Origin of the sequence: Pseudomonas putida (genome assembly GCF_002025705.1) — a bacterium.
Lineage (GTDB): Bacteria > Pseudomonadota > Gammaproteobacteria > Pseudomonadales > Pseudomonadaceae > Aquipseudomonas > Aquipseudomonas putida_J.
This window is the reverse complement of record NZ_CP018846.1, coordinates 1,303,185-1,320,680: the sequence shown is the minus strand read 5'-3', so window position 1 is coordinate 1,320,680 and position 17,496 is coordinate 1,303,185. Positions and strand designations below refer to the sequence as shown.

The 17,496-nt window shown below is 62.4% G+C and carries 15 protein-coding genes and 1 tRNA gene; 5 read left to right on the top strand and 11 right to left on the bottom strand.

Annotation, left to right across the window (positions count from 1 at the left end):
- Window positions 1-41: 41 nt before the first annotated feature.
- Window positions 42-1,523, bottom strand: a complete 1,482-nt coding sequence (gene gltX, locus BUQ73_RS06075; protein WP_079227067.1) for a glutamate--tRNA ligase — start codon at window positions 1,521-1,523, stop codon at window positions 42-44.
- Window positions 1,524-1,666: 143 nt separating this feature from the next.
- Here gltX and BUQ73_RS06070 point away from each other — a divergent pair, with 143 nt between their 5' ends.
- Window positions 1,667-2,722, top strand: a complete 1,056-nt coding sequence (locus BUQ73_RS06070; RefSeq protein ID WP_079227066.1) for an HlyD family secretion protein — start codon at window positions 1,667-1,669, stop codon at window positions 2,720-2,722.
- Between the two features lie 49 nt (window positions 2,723-2,771).
- Window positions 2,772-4,262: an MDR family MFS transporter gene (locus BUQ73_RS06065; protein ID WP_192858716.1), complete on the top strand. Its 1,491-nt coding sequence runs from the start codon at window positions 2,772-2,774 to the stop codon at window positions 4,260-4,262.
- 145 nt (window positions 4,263-4,407) lie between these two features.
- Here BUQ73_RS06065 and uvrB read toward each other — a convergent pair whose 3' ends face one another.
- Window positions 4,408-6,423 (bottom strand): excinuclease ABC subunit UvrB, encoded by a 2,016-nt coding sequence (gene uvrB, locus BUQ73_RS06060; protein WP_079227064.1) that lies wholly within the window; start codon window positions 6,421-6,423, stop codon window positions 4,408-4,410.
- Window positions 6,424-6,710: 287 nt separating this feature from the next.
- Here uvrB and BUQ73_RS06055 point away from each other — a divergent pair, with 287 nt between their 5' ends.
- Together BUQ73_RS06055 and BUQ73_RS06050 are read left to right on the top strand one after the other, a co-directional pair.
- Entirely contained in the window at window positions 6,711-7,907 is a 1,197-nt protein-coding gene (locus tag BUQ73_RS06055) for an amino acid aminotransferase (protein WP_079227063.1), read from the top strand.
- A gap of 74 nt (window positions 7,908-7,981) precedes the next feature.
- Window positions 7,982-8,057 (top strand) — tRNA-Asn (locus tag BUQ73_RS06050).
- A gap of 153 nt (window positions 8,058-8,210) precedes the next feature.
- Here BUQ73_RS06050 and BUQ73_RS06045 read toward each other — a convergent pair.
- The 5 genes from BUQ73_RS06045 to BUQ73_RS06025 form a co-directional block, all read right to left on the bottom strand.
- Window positions 8,211-8,627, bottom strand: a complete 417-nt coding sequence (locus BUQ73_RS06045; RefSeq protein ID WP_079227062.1) for a cupin domain-containing protein — start codon at window positions 8,625-8,627, stop codon at window positions 8,211-8,213.
- A 101-nt stretch (window positions 8,628-8,728) separates the two neighbouring features.
- Window positions 8,729-9,289, bottom strand: coding sequence for a DUF1285 domain-containing protein (locus BUQ73_RS06040; RefSeq protein ID WP_079227061.1), 561 nt, complete (start codon window positions 9,287-9,289; stop codon window positions 8,729-8,731).
- A gap of 10 nt (window positions 9,290-9,299) precedes the next feature.
- Window positions 9,300-9,905: a DUF4823 domain-containing protein gene (locus BUQ73_RS06035; protein ID WP_079227060.1), complete on the bottom strand. Its 606-nt coding sequence runs from the start codon at window positions 9,903-9,905 to the stop codon at window positions 9,300-9,302.
- A gap of 66 nt (window positions 9,906-9,971) precedes the next feature.
- Window positions 9,972-10,940 carry a GTP 3',8-cyclase MoaA gene (locus BUQ73_RS06030; protein WP_079227059.1) on the bottom strand — a complete coding sequence of 323 codons (969 nt, stop codon included), beginning with the start codon at window positions 10,938-10,940 and terminating at the stop codon, window positions 9,972-9,974.
- Between the two features lie 107 nt (window positions 10,941-11,047).
- Window positions 11,048-11,683: a TetR/AcrR family transcriptional regulator gene (locus BUQ73_RS06025; RefSeq protein WP_008096393.1), complete on the bottom strand. Its 636-nt coding sequence runs from the start codon at window positions 11,681-11,683 to the stop codon at window positions 11,048-11,050.
- Between the two features lie 71 nt (window positions 11,684-11,754).
- On the opposite strand from BUQ73_RS06025, the gene BUQ73_RS06020 reads away from it, so the two are divergent.
- On the top strand, window positions 11,755-12,888 hold the full coding sequence (locus BUQ73_RS06020) for an aminotransferase class V-fold PLP-dependent enzyme (protein WP_079227058.1): 1,134 nt from the start codon (window positions 11,755-11,757) through the stop codon (window positions 12,886-12,888).
- Window positions 12,889-13,934: 1,046 nt separating this feature from the next.
- Here the strand turns inward: BUQ73_RS06020 and BUQ73_RS06015 are convergent.
- Genes BUQ73_RS06015 through mltG form a run of 4 tightly spaced genes read right to left on the bottom strand, consistent with a single transcriptional unit; the run spans window position 13,935 to window position 17,496 of the window.
- Window positions 13,935-14,717: a TatD family hydrolase gene (locus BUQ73_RS06015; RefSeq protein WP_079227057.1), complete on the bottom strand. Its 783-nt coding sequence runs from the start codon at window positions 14,715-14,717 to the stop codon at window positions 13,935-13,937.
- Between the two features lie 30 nt (window positions 14,718-14,747).
- A complete protein-coding gene (locus BUQ73_RS06010; RefSeq protein WP_079230491.1) occupies window positions 14,748-15,734 on the bottom strand; it encodes a DNA polymerase III subunit delta' in 987 nt (328 codons plus the stop codon).
- Window positions 15,727-16,359, bottom strand: a complete 633-nt coding sequence (gene tmk, locus BUQ73_RS06005) for a dTMP kinase (RefSeq protein ID WP_079227056.1) — start codon at window positions 16,357-16,359, stop codon at window positions 15,727-15,729. Before tmk ends, BUQ73_RS06010 begins: the two co-directional genes overlap by 8 nt.
- 9 nt (window positions 16,360-16,368) lie before the next feature.
- Entirely contained in the window at window positions 16,369-17,496 is a 1,128-nt protein-coding gene (gene mltG, locus BUQ73_RS06000; protein ID WP_079227055.1) for an endolytic transglycosylase MltG, read from the bottom strand.

Below are 17,496 nucleotides of genomic sequence, written 5' to 3'. Positions count from 1 at the left end.
GGCCGCTCCCACAGGGTTCGGCTGCGGCCTTCGGAAAGCTATCAGGCGATGTTGGCCAGCAGCTTTTCCCATTCCTTGTTTTCTTTCTTCGACACACCACCGAGCAGGTCCAGTGCCTGGCGCAGGCGGTAACGGGTCAGGTCGGGGCCAAGGATCTCCATGGCATCAAGCACCGAAACCGAGCTGGCCTGGCCGGTAATGGCGGCGAACATCAGCGGCATGGCGTCACGCAGCTTCAACTCCAGCGCTTCGACCACGGCCTGGATGCAGCCAGTGATGCGTTCTTTCTCCCACTGCCGCAGGCTTTCCAGTTTCCACAGGATCAACTGCATGACCTGGCGTACCTGGTCGGCAGACAGCTTCTTGCTTTCGAACAGCTTGGCATCGAGCTTGAGCGCACCTTCGAAGAAGAAACCACCCAGCGGGGCGATCTGACTGAAGGTCTCGACCCGGCCTTGCACGTGCGGGGCGATCTTCATCATGTAGTCGCTATTGAACGCCCACTGCTGCACGCGTGCGGCAAACTCTTGCACCGGCAACTCGCGCAGCCACTGGCCATTGAGCCAGGACAGTTTCTCGATGTCGAAGATCGGGCCACCCAGGGAGATACGCGACAGGTCGAAGTGCTCGACCATCTCGGCCAGGGAGAACTTTTCGCGCTCGTCCGGCATCGACCAGCCCATGCGGCCCAGGTAGTTGAGCATGGCCTCGGGCATGAAGCCCATGCGCTCGTAGAAGGTTACCGAAGTCGGGTTCTTGCGCTTGGACAGCTTGGACTTGTCCGGGTTACGCAGCAGCGGCATGTAGCACAGCTTCGGCTGCTCCCATCCGAAGTACTCGTACAGCTTGATCAGCTTCGGTGCCGACGGCAGCCACTCTTCGCCACGCAGCACGTGAGTGATGCCCATCAGGTGGTCGTCGACCACGTTGGCCAGGAAGTAGGTCGGCAGGCCGTCGTTCTTCATCAGCACCTGCATGTCCATGCGGTCCCAAGGAATTTCGACATCGCCACGGAGCATGTCCGGAACCACGCAGATGCCTTCGCTCGGCACCTTCATGCGGATCACGTGTGGCTCGCCAGCGGCCAGGCGGCGCTGCACCTCCTCGGCGCTCAGCAGCAGGGCACGGCCGTCGTAGCGTGGGGTTTCACCACGGGCCATCTGCTCGGCGCGCATCTGCTCCAGCTCTTCGGCGGTGCAGAAGCAGTAGAAGGCGTGACCGGCGTCAACCAGCTCCTTGGCGTATTTGGCGTAGATCTCGCCACGCTCGCTCTGCCGGTACGGGCCGTGCGGGCCGCCGACATCTGGGCCTTCGTTCCATTCGATGCCGAGCCAGCGCAAGGCGTCGAAAATCTGCTGTTCCGACTCGCGCGTGGAGCGCAGCTGGTCGGTGTCTTCGATACGCAGGATGAACTCACCGCCGTGCTGCTTGGCAAAGCAGTAGTTGAACAGGGCGATGTAGGCGGTGCCGACATGGGGGTCGCCAGTGGGCGATGGCGCGATACGCGTGCGAACGGTGGTCATGGAGAGTCTCGAACGAAAGATGAAACAAAGGCGGGATGTTAGCAGGGAGCAGGCACCGGGCTCCAGCAATGGCGCGAACGACACTTGTCGACTGGCCATCTGCCGCTGTTAAATTTAATTACATTTCTGGAACGATAGTCCTCATGCCTGCCCAACTCAAACGCCGCCTGGCGATCTTCTTCACCCTGGTGGCCATCATCGCCCTCGCCTTCCTGGCCGAGTGGTACTTCAAAGGCCGCTTCTACGAAAGCACCGACAACGCCTATGTGCAGGGCGAAATCACCCGTATCTCCAGCCAGCTCGGCGCACGCATCGACGAGGTACGGGTCGACGACAACCAGCACGTGAACAAGGGCGACCTGCTGGTGCGCCTGGAGGCCGCCGATTTCCAACTGGCTGTGGACCGCGCCCGCGCCGCCTTGGCCACCCGCGAGGCCGAGTATGCACAGGCGCAAAGCCGCCTTACCCAACAAGGCAGCCTGATCGCCGCCGGCCAGGCCCAGGTATCAGCCAACCAGGCGACCTTCGACCGCTCGCGCCTGGACCTGAGCCGCGCCGAAAAGCTGCGTAAACCCGGTTTTGTCTCAGAAGCACAGGTCACCACCCTGTCGGCAGATACCCACGTGGCCGGTTCCCAGGTTGATAAAGCCCGTGCCGACCTGCAAGGCCAGCGCCAGCAGGTCAACGTCCTGAATGCCGACCTCAAGCGCCTCGACGCCCAGATCGCCAATGCCCATGCCGACCTGGCCCAGGCCGAGCTGAACCTGAGCCGCTGCGAGATTCGCGCGCCCTTGAGCGGCACCATCGGCCAGCGCAATGCCCGCAATGGCCAGGTGGTGCAGGCTGGCGCTTACCTGTTGTCGATCGTGCCCGATGAAAACATCTGGGTGCAGGCCAACTTCAAGGAAACCCAGATCGGCAAGATGCAACCCGGCCAGCGCGCCGAATTGCTGTTCGACAGCTACCCCGATACCCCGATCGAGGGCCGTGTCGACAGCCTGTTCGCCGCTTCCGGTGCGCAGTTCAGCCTGTTGCCGCCAGACAACGCCACCGGCAACTTCACCAAGGTGGTGCAGCGCATTCCGGTGAAGCTGACCTTCGCCGCCGATAACCCGTTGCATGGGCGCATTCGCCCCGGCATGTCGGTGACCGCCACTGTCGACCTGCGCCGCGAAGACGAAGGCCACGATGGCCGGTGATCAACTGCTCCGCCCTACTGCGGAGCCGACCCGGCGCGACTGGATCGCGGTGATGAGCGTGATGCTCGGTGCCTTCATGGCGGTGCTGGACATCCAGATCACCAACTCCTCGCTCAAGGACATCCAGGGCGCGCTGTCAGCGACCCTGGAGGAAGGCTCGTGGATTTCCACCTCGTACCTGGTGGCCGAGATCATCATGATTCCGCTGACCGCCTGGCTGGTGCAACTGCTCTCGGCGCGGCGCCTTGCGGTGTGGGTGTCTGGCGGCTTCCTGCTGTCATCGCTGCTGTGCTCGATGGCCTGGAACCTCGAGAGCATGATCCTTTTCCGTGCGCTGCAGGGCTTCACCGGCGGTGCTCTGATCCCGCTGGCTTTCACCCTGACCCTGATCAAGCTGCCCGAACACCACCGCGCCAAAGGCATGGCGATGTTCGCCATGACTGCCACCTTCGCCCCGTCCATCGGCCCCACCCTGGGCGGCTGGCTGACCGAAAACTGGGGCTGGGAATACATTTTCTACATCAACATCCCGCCCGGGCTGGTGATGATCGCCGGCCTGCTCTACGGGCTGGAAAAGAAGGAAGCGCACTGGGAACTGCTGAAAAGCACTGACTATGCCGGCATCGTCACGCTCGGCCTGGGCCTGGGTTGCCTGCAGGTGTTTCTTGAAGAGGGCCACCGCAAGGACTGGCTGGAATCGAACCTGATCGTCGGCCTGGGCACCGTGGCCCTGATCAGCCTGATCACATTCGTCATCCTGCAGCTTTCCAAGCCGCACCCGCTGATCAACCTGCGCATCCTCGGCAACCGCAATTTCGGCCTGTCGAGCATTGCCAGCCTGGGCATGGGCGTGGGGTTGTATGGGTCGATCTACCTGCTGCCGCTGTATCTGGCACAGATCCAGGGTTACAACGCGCTGCAGATAGGCGAGGTGATCATGTGGATGGGCATTCCGCAGCTGTTCCTGATTCCGCTGGTGCCACAACTGATGAAAGTGGTGTCGCCCAAGCTGTTGTGCGCCCTGGGCTTCTGCCTGTTCGGTGTCGCCAGCTTTGGTTCGGGGGTGTTGAACCCGGACTTTGCCGGGCCGCAGTTCAACCATATCCAGATCATCCGCGCCCTCGGCCAACCGATGATCATGGTGACCATTTCGTTGATTGCCACGGCGTACATCCAGCAGCAGGATGCCGGGTCAGCGTCGAGCCTGTTCAACATTCTGCGCAACCTGGGCGGCGCGATCGGCATTGCCTTGCTGGCGACCTTGCTGGATGCGCGGACCAAGGTCTATTTCGATTATCTGAGGGAAGCGCTGGTGCCAAGCAACCCGCAGGTGGCGGAGCGCTTGGCGCAATTGACGGAGCGTTTGGGCAATGACAACGCGGCGCTGGGCAAGCTGAGCGAGATTGCCCACCAGCAGGCACTGATCATGGCTTACAACGATGCGTTCCACTTTGTCGGGATCGGCTTGGCGGTGAGCATGGTGGCTGTGTTGCTGACCCGCAAACTGCCGGAAGGGTTGAAGGCTGGTGAAGCCCACTGACTCACGCACCCGGTAGGAGCGGCCTTGTGTCGCGAAAGGGCTGGGCAGCAGCCCCGGCGATTTATGCGTTCATGCTGAAATCCTGGGGCTGCTTTGCAGCCCTTTCGCGACACAAGGCCGCTCCCACAGAGGGCCGCGCTAAGCCTCAGCTGGTGATCAGGCGCTCGCGCAGTTGGGTAATCTCGTCACGCAATTGCGCGGCGGCCTCGAACTCCAGGTCGCGGGCAAACTGCATCATTTTCTCTTCCAGCTGCTTGATGCGTTTGGTGATTTCGCCCGGGGTACGCAGCTCGGCCTCGTAACGGGCGCTCTCCTCCGCGGCCTTGGCCATGCCCTTGCGCTTCTTGCTGCGCGCGCCAGGCACGGTGGCACCTTCCATGATGTCGGTGATGTCCTTGACCACACCCTTGGGCACGATGCCGTTGGCCTGGTTGAAGGCGACCTGCTTCTCGCGACGCCGTTCGGTCTCGTCGATGGCACGCTGCATGGAGCCGGTGATGTTGTCGGCATACAGGATCGCTCGGCCATTGAGGTTGCGCGCAGCGCGGCCGATGGTCTGGATCAGCGAGCGCTCGGAGCGCAGGAAGCCTTCCTTGTCGGCATCGAGAATCGCCACCAGCGACACCTCGGGCATGTCCAGGCCCTCGCGCAGCAGGTTGATACCCACCAGCACATCGAAGGTACCCAGGCGCAGGTCGCGGATGATCTCGACGCGCTCCACCGTGTCGATGTCCGAGTGCAGGTAACGCACCCGCACGTCGTGGTCAGCCAGGTAATCGGTGAGGTCTTCGGCCATGCGTTTGGTCAGCGTGGTGGCCAGTACCCGATCACCCTGAGCGACGCGCTTGCGGATCTCCGACAAAAGGTCGTCGACCTGGGTCAGCGCCGGGCGCACTTCCACCTGCGGGTCGACCAGACCGGTCGGGCGCACTACCTGCTCTACCACGCGGCCTGCATGCTCGGCCTCGTAGGGGCCTGGGGTGGCCGAGACGAAGATGGTCTGCGGGCTGACATCCTCCCACTCGTCAAAGCGCATCGGCCGGTTGTCCAGTGCCGACGGCAGGCGGAAGCCGTATTCGACCAGGGTTTCCTTGCGCGAACGGTCGCCCTTGTACATGGCGCCGACCTGCGGAACGCTGACGTGGGATTCGTCGATCACCAGCAGCGCATCAGGCGGCAGGTAGTCGTAGAGGGTGGGCGGTGGCGCACCGGCCGGGCGCCCGGACAGGTAGCGCGAGTAGTTCTCGATACCGTTGCAGTAACCCAGCTCGAGGATCATCTCCAGATCGAAGCGGGTACGCTGTTCAAGGCGCTGGGCTTCGACCAGCTTGTTGGCCTTGTGCAGGTACTCCAGGCGGTCCTTCAGTTCCTCCTTGATGCCCTCCACCGCCTCCAGCAGGGTTTCCCGCGGGGTGACGTAGTGGCTCTTGGGGTAGAACGTGAAGCGTGGCAGCTTGCGGAAGACCTCGCCGGTCAACGGGTCGAAGGCGGCGATGTTCTCGACCTCGTCGTCGAACAGCTCGATGCGGATGGCCTCGAGGTCGGATTCGGCCGGGAAGATGTCGATCACGTCACCGCGTACGCGGAAGGTGGCACGGGCAAAGTCCATTTCGTTGCGGGTGTACTGCAGGTCGGCCAGGCGGCGCAGCAAGGCGCGCTGGTCGAGCTTGTCGCCGCGGTCGACGTGCAGGACCATTTTCAGATAGGTCTCGGGGCTGCCCAGGCCATAGATGCATGACACGGTGGTGACGATGATCGCATCGCGCCGTTCCAGCAGCGCCTTGGTCGCCGACAGGCGCATCTGTTCGATATGGTCGTTGATCGAGGCATCCTTCTCAATGAAGGTATCCGACGACGGCACGTAGGCCTCTGGCTGGTAGTAGTCGTAATAGGAAACGAAGTACTCCACCGCGTTGTTCGGGAAGAACGCCTTGAACTCGCCATACAGCTGCGCCGCCAGGGTCTTGTTCGGCGCCAGTACCAGGGTTGGCCGCTGCACCTGCTGGATGACGTTGGCGATGCTGAAGGTCTTGCCCGAACCCGTCACCCCGAGCAGGGTCTGGTGCGACAGGCCCGCGTCGATGCCTTCGACCATCTGACGGATGGCCTCGGGCTGGTCGCCGGCCGGCTGGAAACGGGTGACGAGCTGGAACTCGGACATGACGGACCTCGCGGTAACGCAGCAACTGTAAATTTAGCCAGTAGTCTATACCCAAATGCGCCCGCCAGGGGCCCGAATCAAGGCCACGCTGTGAACGCGCATTACGGTGGACCGGGCAATTCGACCAATGGTCGAAATTTTTTTGCGCAAATCGCCGGAAAACCTGCGCCAAGCTGTCGCAGTGACCGGTCGGTATCACTATACTGACTCCCCGTTTGTGCACCGCTTCAGTGCATTCGGCTGGAGCGTGTACGCCCTATCACTCTCCAATCAGAGCCGAAGTAACAATGAGCCTGTTTTCCGCTGTCGAGCTGGCACCCCGCGACCCTATCCTGGGCCTCAACGAAGCATTCAACGCTGACCCACGTACCGACAAGGTCAACCTGGGCGTAGGCGTTTACTGCAATGAGGAAGGCCGCATTCCGCTGCTGCGCGCCGTGATCGAAGCCGAGACCCAGCGTGCCGCCCAGCACGCCTCGCGCGGCTACCTGCCGATCGATGGTATCGCTACCTACGACCAGGCTGTACAAAAGCTGCTGTTCGGTGCCGAGTCGCCACTGCTGGCCGCTGGCCGAGTGGTTACCGTACAGGCCGTGGGCGGTACCGGCGCTCTGAAGATCGGCGCCGACTTCCTCAAGCGCATCTCGCCGAACGCCGTGGTGGCCATCAGCGACCCAAGCTGGGAAAACCACCGCGCGCTGTTCGAAAGCGCTGGCTTCCCGGTACAGAACTACCGTTACTACGACGCTCCAAGCAACGACGTCAACCGTGCCGGCATGCTCGAAGACCTCAACGCTCTGCCGTCCGGCTCGATCGTGGTGCTGCACGCCTGCTGCCACAACCCGACCGGCGTCGACCTGACCCTGGACGACTGGAAAAACGTCCTGGAAGTAGTCAAGGCCAAAGGCCACGTACCGTTCCTCGACATGGCTTACCAGGGCTTCGGTGACGGCATCGGCGAAGACGCCTTCGCCGTGCGCCTGTTCGCCGAGTCGGGCATGGAATTCTTCGTTTCCAGCTCGTTCTCCAAGTCGTTCTCGCTGTACGGCGAGCGCGTTGGTGCACTGTCGATCGTCACTGCCTCGAAAGACGAAAGCACCCGCGTGCTGTCGCAGGTCAAGCGTGTGATCCGCACCACCTACTCCAACCCGCCAACCCACGGCGCGACCATCGTCGCCACTGTGCTGAACAGCGCCGAACTGCGCCAGATGTGGGAAGCCGAGCTGGGCGAGATGCGCGAGCGCATCCACGGCATGCGCAAGCAGATGGTTGCGCTGCTGGCCGAATACGGCGCCAACCGCGACTTCAGCTTCGTCGGCCGCCAGGTGGGTATGTTCTCCTACTCGGGCCTGACCGTTGACCAGGTCGCCCGCCTGAAGAACGACTTTGGCATCTACGCGCTGGATACCGGCCGCATCGCCGTCGCCGCACTGAACCAGAGCAACATTCACGTGGTCACCAAGGCCATCGTCGAAGTGCTGTAACTGCTTGATTTGGCTTTCGAATTGTTAGGGGGTGGGTTGACTTCCCCCTGGCAATCGGTAAGATACGCACAGATTCCGCGATAGCTCAGTCGGTAGAGCAAATGACTGTTAATCATTGGGTCCCTGGTTCGAGTCCAGGTCGCGGAGCCAAATACTGAGAAAGCCCCCGAATGCGCAAGCATCGGGGGCTTTTTCTTTGCCTGGCTGAAAATATGTGGGGCCTGTGAGACCGAGCGCCGCGCGGGCGGCGCTCGGTCTCACAGGCGCTGAACATCTCCAGCCAAGCCTGTTACGGCCACCACATCACTGCCCAAGCGGCTCGGTCACCGGCTTGCCCTCATCCACCAAACTCCACACCAGCAATTTGGCAGGCCGTGTCTTGCTGGCATTGCGCGAAATGCTGTGCACGGTACCGGGCGCTTCGTACCAGAACTCGCCTGCCTTGTAGGTCTTTTCCTGTTCGTCGTTCAGCTTCGATACCACCGCACCCTCCAGCACATAGGCCATTACCGCTCCCGGATGCTGGTGGGCAGGTGAAGCTTGCCCTGGGGCATAGCTGACCGTGAGCATGACGGCGCTTTTGCCTGGAGCATTCGAGGGCTGTTGTTGCTGCAGAACTTTGACCTGGTCAGCGGCGTCGCCGTGGGCCCAGGCAGCAGTCTGGCCACCGAGCAATCCAGTGGCAATGAGCAAGGCAAACGCAAGGGGGGAAGTTTTCACAAGGTTTCTCCTGATTGGCAACTGCCTGCAGGTTAGGCCCAGTGGCACACGGCACAAACGGCCAATCAGGAGAAAAAGCAGGGGGCCAGCGGCAATCGGCCTCAGCAATTGCGCCCGATCGGGTAGAACTCGCCGTGGCTCCAGACCCCGAGCCACTCCTCGCCCTCGATCATGCGCGGCACCGCCAGGTCGACCAACTGGTAGAACACATTGCGATGGATCAGCGCCTCCAGGTTCGTGCGCATCAAGACGTAGGGTGATGGTTCCTGGGTGAGCGGATCGATCTCGACCCGCAACGGGTTTTGCGGCCCCGCCTCGGCCTGGTCCTCGACATTGCTGGTAAAGCGCAGCACCTGCGCCTCACCACTGCCCAGCACTTCCAGCGTCACCGCCACGAATGGCGCGTCATCGACGCGGATACCGACCTTCTCCACCGGCGTGATCAGGAAATAGTCATCACCATCGCGGCGAATGATGGTGGAGAACAGGCGAACCATCGGTTTGCGCCCGATGGGTGTACCCAGGTAATACCAGGTACCATCACGGGCGATACGCATGTCGATATCGCCGCAGAACTCCGGATTCCACAGATGCACTGGCGGCAGCCCCTTGTGCTTGGGAATCTGCGCCAGTAGATCGTTGGCCTTGCCGGAATCCGTCATCACCCTGCCCTCACTCGCTCATGCCCAGAAGGCTACGAGCGTACTCGCGCATCGGTGCGCCAAGCAAATCCTGCGGCGACTGATCGTGGAACGTCAACAAACCGCCACGGCTCTTGATCCGCGCCGTGTCGATCAGATAGCGCGTGTTGGTTTCGATCAGCATCATCTGCACCACACCAGTATCCCAACCCAAACGGTCGACGGCCTGTTCGTCATACCACTCGTCGCCATTGCCGATACGGTCATCGGTGCGGGCGAAGCGGGTATACAGCACGTAGTCGGCGCCGACTGAACGCGCCTGGGCAATCGCTTCCTCCAGGCCCAGCGGGCCTTGGGCGCGACGCACCAGCGGGAAATACTCTACGAAACTCTTGAACGCCTCCTCGGCCACGACGTTCTGCTTCGGCACCGGGCCCTTGCCTGGCGGCATGAACGCGCCTTGGCCGATGAAGATGAATGAATCAGGCTGCAGGCGAATCGACAGGGTACGACGGGTGTCGCTGTGGTCCAGCAGGCCGGCATCACTCATGTGGTAACGGACACCCTCGCCCATATCGCTGACATTCATGCAACCGCCCAACGCCATCAGCGCCAGCAGCAAGACCAGGCTACGCATCTTTCCTCCAGTGGCCGGTGACGAAAAACCGGCGAATAGCCGGCGGATGCAGCTTTTGCGCCAGCTTCAGCCGCCAATCACCTTCATCACCGTCACTCCCCCGGAGAATGCCAGCTCCTGCTTGTCCGCCAGGGCTTTCACCAACAACCGCTGCAAGCCTGGAAGCGCCAGATGACGGGGCTTTTCCAGCAGGTCGCCGACAAAATGACGATTACCCGAAGACAGGCAGCCGTGCAGCCAACCGGTAGAGGACAGGCGCAAGCGCGAGCAGGTACGGCAGAAGGGCACGCTTTCGTTGGCGATGACGCCGAAATGGCCGCGCCCTGGGATCTGGTAACGCAGCGCTGTGGCATCGAGCGGAGCGTCGACCTGTTGATAGCCATACCTGCCGCCAATCACATCGAGCAATGCATCGAGCCCGACAAATTGCTGCAGGAACGCATTGCTGTCCCGGGCCAGATGCCCCATGCGCATCAGTTCGATGAAGCGCAGCTCGAAACCACGCGCCATGCAGTAGTCGAGCATCGGGAGCACCTGATCGAGGTTCTGCCCACGCATCGGTACCATGTTGACCTTGATACGCATGCCCACGGCGCTGGCCTTGTCCATGCCTGCCAACACGCTGGCCAGATCACCACCACGGGCGATGCGGCGGAATGCCTGGGGATCGAGGGTATCGAGGGACACGTTCAAGCGACGGATGCCTGCCGCCTGCAACTGCGGCAGTTTGCGCGCAAGCAGCTGCCCGTTGGTGGTCAGCGAAATATCGTCAAGGTCGAGCTTGGCCACCGCCGCCAGAAAGGCATCCAGCCGAGGGCTGACCAGCGGTTCGCCACCGGTGATGCGCAAACGCTCGATGCCGGCGGCTTCAATGAGGTATGCCACACCACGCGCCAAGGCTTCAGCCGACAGCTCATCCTGGGCGGCGACCAGGCGCTTGCCATCCGGCACGCAGTAGCTGCAGGCATAGTTGCAGGCAGCCGTCAGGCTGACGCGCAGGTTGCGAAAACGCCTGCCTTGACGATCGACGATCATGGATGACTCCGGCATGGATGAATCGGGGCCGGCAAAACTTGACTCATGGTTCAAGTTTTTGCAAGTCCCCATTTCACGCCAGGCTCACCCTGTGATGACGAGTGCCGTCAGTTGGTGGCTTCCGGATCACGCTTGCGCTTGTTGCCCATGCGCACGCCGATGTCCATGAGGAACTGGAAGAAGCCTTCCTGATCCTCCAGCACATTGCTCCAGAACGGCGAGTGGTACAGCGCCACGGCGCCGTGCACCAACGCCCAGGCGGCGCAGTAGTGGAAGTACGGTGGCACGTCTTCGAGCTTGCCTTCGCTGATGCGGCCCTTGATCAGCTGGGTCAGGCGGTCGAAGTTGGACGCACGGATGCTGTGCAGCTCCTCGACCATTTCTGGCACCTGGTTGCCCTTCACCACCTTCTCTTCCAGGCGGTCGAACAGCCGGTAGCGCTGCGGGTCGCGCATGCGGAACTCGAAATAGGCGCGCGACAGTGCTTCCTTGTCGCGATCGACATCGGCCGAGTGCAACAGCGCGTTCAGGTCACGCTCATAATCGAGCATCAGGCGCAGGTAGATCTCCGCCTTGGACTTGAAGTGCTTGTAGATCGTGCCTTTGCCGATACCCACGGCGTCGGCGATCATCTCGACGGTGACGCTGTCTTCACCCTGTTCGAGGAACAGCTTCAGCGCTGTATCGAGGATTTCCTGTTCGCGACGGCGAAACTCACGGACCTTACGAGGTTCTTTCTGCATAGGAAGGACTGGATGACATTGAAGCGGTTTATTATGCCTAACTTGCAGCAAATTGCACGGATCATCCAACCATGTCTATGTTTCACGATGAGTTCGAACTGGCGCCGGGGCTGCGTTACCTGAACCATGCAGCCATCGCTCCCTGGCCACGCAGGGCCAGCGAGGCCGTGGCGCGCTTTGCCCGTGACAACGTACGCCTGGGTGCGAGCGACTACCCGAGCTGGCTGGCCACCGAACGCAGGCTGCGCGAAAGGCTGGCGCGCCTGATCAACGCCCCTTCCTGGGCAGACATCGCGCTGGTGAAGAACACATCCGAGGCGCTGTCACTGGTCGCTTTCGGTCTCGACTGGCAAGCCGGTGACCAGGTAGTGATCAGCGACGAGGAGTTCCCCTCCAACCGGGTAGTCTGGGAAGCATTGGCCGAGCGCGGCGTCGGGTTGACTCAGGTGAGCCTTGCCGGGCCAGACCCGGAAGCCGCGCTGCTCGCCGCCTGCGGCCCACGCACGCGTCTGCTGGCAGTGAGCGCCGTGCAGTACGCCAGCGGACTGCGCCTTGACCTGCCTCGCCTCGGCGAGGGCTGCCAGGCACGCCAGGTGCTGTTCTGTATCGATGCCATCCAGCAGATTGGCGCCCTGCCCTTCGACGTGCAGCGCTACCGCTGCGATTTCGCCATGGCCGATGGCCACAAGTGGATGCTGGGCCCGGAGGGCCTGGGCCTGTTCTATTGCCGCGCCGCCTTGCGCCCGCAGCTCACGCTGCATGCCTATGGCTGGCATATGTTGGAGCGACTGGGTGACTTCGAGCACCGCGAGTGGAAGCCAGCCCGAAGCGCCAGGCGATTCGAAAGCGGCAGCCCGAACATGCTGGGTGCATGTGCCCTGGAAGCCAGCCTGTCACTGCTGGAGGAGATCGGCATGGACGAGGTTGGCCGACAATTGCAACTGCGCGTCGATCAACTGCTTCACGGTTTGGCCGGTATTCCCGGGATACACCTGCACAGCCCCGCGGCCCAGGAAAAACGGGCGGGTATCGTGACTTTCAGCCTTCATGGGCAGGACAGCGAGGTTGTCTATCGAAGGCTGCTGGCGGAGCAGACAATCTGCGCACTAAGAGGGTCCGGTGTGCGATTTTCGCCACATTTCTACACCAGCGAGCAGATGATCGACGAAGCTGTCCAGCAAGTAAGGCGTCTTGCCATGCATTGAAGGAGGAAGGGAAGGCGGGCGTATTCCAAATCTGTTTAAAAAACGAACAGAGAAGCACTGGCACTGCGCCAAACCTGACCAATACTTGAAGTGTTGGCGCGGCGCATCCCCCCCAAGTGGCGCGCCAATAAAGGTGCTCAGGGACCGCGTACCTTTGTTTTACTCCTAATGGTCTTAACCCGGATTCCCCCCCCCAGAACCCGGGTTTTTTTTGCCCAGAACCAGCTGCCCGGTTCTGGCTCTTGCTCTTGCTCTTGCTCTGCTTTTGCTTTTGCTTTTGCTTCTAAGCGCGCGATAGTTCAGGCGACGCAGAGTGCGACTTCAGGAGGCCGAACGCAGGCGTCTGGAGGGCCAGGGTGCGCAGCACCCCTTCGGCGTAGCCGAAGGCGCGAGATGTAGACTTGCGTAGCAAGTCGTAGGCCGCGCGGGCCCGGAGGGCGCCGGAGTGAGGGGACCCCGGAGCGTAGCGCAGGGGCCGGATGATGGGAGCGGGGGTTTTTGCCTACTTTTTGCCCAGTCAAAAAGTAGGTCGCCGTAAAGGCGAAAAGGTGATTCAGCGCCACCCTGGCGACTGCATGTAGACCTGATTTGAAAGCCCACTTCCAAAAGCCAAAAGCCAAAAGCCAAAAGCTCGACTGCGATGGTTTTGACAGTTTCAAGTACATTCATTTGCGATGGCGACGCAAAGTCACCTTTCCGCCCTTACGGCGGGTCACTTTTTGACTGGGCAAAAAGTAACCAAAAACCCCGGCTCCCATCATCCGGCCCCTGCGCTGCGCTCCGGGGTCCCCTCACTCCGGCGCCTTCCGGGCCCGCGCGGCCTACGACTTGCTACGCAAGTCTACATCTCGCGCCTTCGGCTACGCCGAAGGGGTGCTGCGCACCCTGGCCCTCCAGACGCCTGCGTTCGGCCTCCTGAAGTCGCACTTTGTGGCGCCTGAACTATCGCGCACTTAGAAGCAAAAGCAGAGCAAAAGCAGAGCAAAAGCAGAGCAAAAGCAGAGCAAAAGCAGAGCAAAAGCAGAGCAAAAGCGGTTGGCCTGGGTTCAGGCCACTCGCGCAAGTGGGAACAAGCGCTTGAAGTTGCCCGTGGTCTGCTCGGCCAGCTGGTCGTAGCTGACCCCACGCAGCGAAGCCACGTACTCCGCCACTTCCCGCACATACTGCGGCAGGTTCGGCTTGCCGCGATACGGAATCGGCGCTAGGTACGGCGAGTCGGTTTCCACCAGCAAGCGGTCAACCGGCACCTGCCGCGCCACCTCGCGCAGGGCATCGGCATTGCGGAACGTGACGATGCCAGACAGCGAAATGTAGTAACCCAGGTCCAGCGCCGCCTTGGCCATGTCCCAGTCTTCGGTGAAGCAGTGCAGCACACCAGCCTGCGGCAGATTGGCTTCACGCAACAACGCCAAGGTATCGGCCCGCGCGGCACGAGTGTGTACGATCACCGGCTTGCCAGTCTGGCGCGAGGCCTCCAGGTGCAGGCGGAACGACGTTTGCTGCAACTCGGCGGCTTCCGGTTCGTAGTGGTAGTCCAGGCCGGTCTCACCGATCGCCACCACATGCGGGTGCGCCAGCTCGCGCAGCAGCCATTCCAGCGCCGGCGTTTCGCCCGGCGCCAGGTCCAGCGGGTGCACGCCCACCGAGCAATCGACATCGCCGTACTGCTCGCTCAACGCCTTCACCGCCCCGGCATTTTCAGCACTGACGCCAATGCACAGGAAATGCCCGACCCCGCGTTCACGCGCCGCCTGCAGGGCAGCATCGAGGGAGCCCTGGTGGGCACTCAGGTCAAGACGGTCGAGGTGGCAATGGGAATCTACGAGCATGGGAGGCGGCACACATGAAAGATGGAAAAATCAGCGGGAACCCGGCAGCTGTACCCAATGGGCCAGCAAGGCTTCCAGCAGCAAAACGCGATTGAGGTTGGCTTTACCGAGCACCTTCTGGCGCTGTTCGAGGATCCACGCCTGGACTTCCAGCACCTTGCCCTGACGGGCTTTCTGCGCCAGGTACTGCACCACCTTGCGCATGTCGGCCAAACCCAAGCCGTCTTCATCCTGGGTCAACTGGTAGCGCAGAATCAGGTGTGACCAGTCGCAGAACCAGTCAAACAGCAGCAACAACGGCACACTGCCCCAGGCCTCGGCCAACTGGCTGGGCGATTGCTGCTGTTTGAGCAGCTTCTTCACCCCATCGGTGACCAGGGCTCGCTGCTCGCGCACACCTTGAGCTTGCAGGCTGACCGCCATCAGCGGCGAACCGGCAGCCAACGTCAGCAGCTCCTCGCGCTCGGCCTCGTCGCTGTCGGGCAAGGCAGTGGCCAGCCAGGCCTGGCTCTGCGCCAAGCTCGGCTGCGGGCAAACGACTTGCTGGCAGCGGCTCTTGATCGTCGGCAGCAGGCGGCTCGGCTGGTGGCTGACCAGCAGCAACACGGTATCGCCCGAGGGCTCCTCCAGGCTCTTGAGCAAGGCGTTGGAGGCATTGACGTTCATCGCCTCGACCGGCTCGATCAACACCACTTTACGCCCACCCAGCTGCGCCGTCTGTACTACAAACGAAACCAGTTCGCGCACCTGGTCGACCTTGATCGGCTTGTCGGCCTCTTCGGGCTCCAGGACGAAGTTGTCCGGGTGGCTGCCAGCCTTGAGCAGCAGGCACGACTTGCACTGCCCGCAGGCGTCCAGCCCCTGCGGCTGCTGGCACAGCAGACGCGCCATCAGCCGCTCGGCCAGGGCGCGCTTGCCGATGCCCTGCGGGCCATGCAGCAGGTAGGCGTGGGCGTGCCGGGCACGCCCGGCCAGTTGCTGCCACAGCGCCTGCTGCCAGGGGTAGGCCTCAGCCACGGCAACGCCCCACGATGCCAGGCAGCAGCGCATCGATGGCACGCTGCACGGCCTCCAGCGGCTGCGCGGCGTCGAGCAGGCTGTAGCGCTGCGGCTCGCCCTGGGCGCGCTGCAGATAGGCTTGGCGCACGGCCTCGAAGAAGGCCTGGCCTTCCTGCTCGAAACGGTCCAGGCGGCCGCGCGCAGCGGCACGGGCCAGGCCGACTTCCACTGGCAGGTCGAAGACCAGGGTCAGGTCCGGGCGCAGATCCCCTTGGACGAATTGCTCCAAGGAAGCGATTCGCGCCACGGACAGGCCGCGACCACCCCCTTGGTAGGCGTAGGTCGCATCGGTAAAACGGTCGCACAGGACCACCGCGCCACGCTCCAGTGCCGGGCGAATCACCTCGGCCAGGTGCTGGGCTCGGGCAGCGAACACCAGCAGCAGCTCGGTGTCCGCCGCCATGACTTCATCGCTTGGCGCCAGCAACAGCTCACGGACCTTTTCAGCCAGTGGCGTACCGCCAGGCTCTCGCGTCAGCACCACGTCCAGGCCCTGCTCACGCAGGCGCGCCGCCAGGTAATCGCGGTTGGTACTCTTGCCCGCGCCTTCGGGGCCTTCCAGGGTAATAAACAAGCCGCTCACAGGCAGTCCTTAATGTTGTTCGTCGGGCGCCGGCACGTCGGCCGGTGCAGCCTCGCTGGCGGGATCCTGCTCGGCAGGCTCGGCTGCGTCCTCGGGCGCACTTTGCGGAGCCGGACTGGACCGGTAATCCGCGCGACGCTTGAGCTGAAACTCGCGCACCGCCGAGTTGTGATCGTCCAGGTCATCGGAGAACACGTGGCTGCCATCGCCACGGGCGACGAAGTACAGGCTGGTGCCATCGGACGGATTGAGCGCGGCATGGATCGCCTCGCGCCCGACCATGGCGATCGGTGTCGGTGGCAGGCCAGTCATGGTGTAGGTGTTGTAAGGCGTCGGTTCGCGCAGGTCAGCACGGGAAATCTTGCCGTTGTAGCGCTCACCCATGCCGTAGATCACCGTCGGGTCGGTCTGCAGCATCATGCCCAGGCGCAGGCGGCGGACGAAGACCCCGGCGATCTGCCCGCGCTCCTGGGGGATACCGGTTTCCTTCTCCACCAGCGAGGCCATGATCAGGGCCTGGTAAGGGTCACGGTAAGGCAGGTCAGTCGTACGCTCTGCCCACTCCTTGGCCAGCACCTCGTCCAGGCGCATGTACGCCTGCTGCAGCAACTCGACGTCGCTCATGCCACGCACGAAGCGATAGGTGTCGGGGAAGAAGCGGCCTTCAGGGAACACACCCGTGTGGCCGAGCTTGTCCATCACCTCGGAATCGGAAAGCCCTTCGAGGGTGTGCTTGATCTTTTCATGCTTGGCCACCGCCGAGCGCACCTGGCGGAACGTCCAGCCTTCGACCAGGGTCAGGTTGTACTGCACCACATCGCCACGACGCCAGACGTCGAACAGTTCCTCCACGGTCATGCCGGGAGTGAGGCGATACTCGCCGGTATGCAACTGTGTGCCGGCCATGTTGAAGCGCCAGTAAAGGCGCAGCCAGACGGCGTCATCGAGCAGACCATCGGCCTGCATGCGATAGAACATGCGGTTGGGGTTGGTGCCACTGGGCACGTCGAGCATGCGCTCTTCAGCCACATGCAGGGGCTGCTCCAACACCGAGTTGATCTTCCACGCCGACCAGCCCAGGGCCAGGCCGGCGAGGATCAAGCCCATTTCCAGCAGCAGCAGGAATTTGCGTCTCAC

What these genes read in the sequence shown, in the direction of transcription:
- gltX (WP_079227067.1), bottom strand. Translation starts at nt 1,523, where the DNA reads ATGACCACCGTTCGCACGCGTATCGCGCCATCGCCCACTGGCGACCCC.
- BUQ73_RS06070 (WP_079227066.1), top strand. Translation starts at nt 1,667, where the DNA reads ATGCCTGCCCAACTCAAACGCCGCCTGGCGATCTTCTTCACCCTGGTG.
- uvrB (WP_079227064.1), bottom strand. Translation starts at nt 6,423, where the DNA reads ATGTCCGAGTTCCAGCTCGTCACCCGTTTCCAGCCGGCCGGCGACCAG.
- BUQ73_RS06055 (WP_079227063.1), top strand. Translation starts at nt 6,711, where the DNA reads ATGAGCCTGTTTTCCGCTGTCGAGCTGGCACCCCGCGACCCTATCCTG.
- BUQ73_RS06040 (WP_079227061.1), bottom strand. Translation starts at nt 9,289, where the DNA reads ATGACGGATTCCGGCAAGGCCAACGATCTACTGGCGCAGATTCCCAAG.
- BUQ73_RS06035 (WP_079227060.1), bottom strand. Translation starts at nt 9,905, where the DNA reads ATGCGTAGCCTGGTCTTGCTGCTGGCGCTGATGGCGTTGGGCGGTTGC.
- BUQ73_RS06030 (WP_079227059.1), bottom strand. Translation starts at nt 10,940, where the DNA reads ATGATCGTCGATCGTCAAGGCAGGCGTTTTCGCAACCTGCGCGTCAGC.
- BUQ73_RS06025 (WP_008096393.1), bottom strand. Translation starts at nt 11,683, where the DNA reads ATGCAGAAAGAACCTCGTAAGGTCCGTGAGTTTCGCCGTCGCGAACAG.
- BUQ73_RS06020 (WP_079227058.1), top strand. Translation starts at nt 11,755, where the DNA reads ATGTCTATGTTTCACGATGAGTTCGAACTGGCGCCGGGGCTGCGTTAC.
- BUQ73_RS06015 (WP_079227057.1), bottom strand. Translation starts at nt 14,717, where the DNA reads ATGCTCGTAGATTCCCATTGCCACCTCGACCGTCTTGACCTGAGTGCC.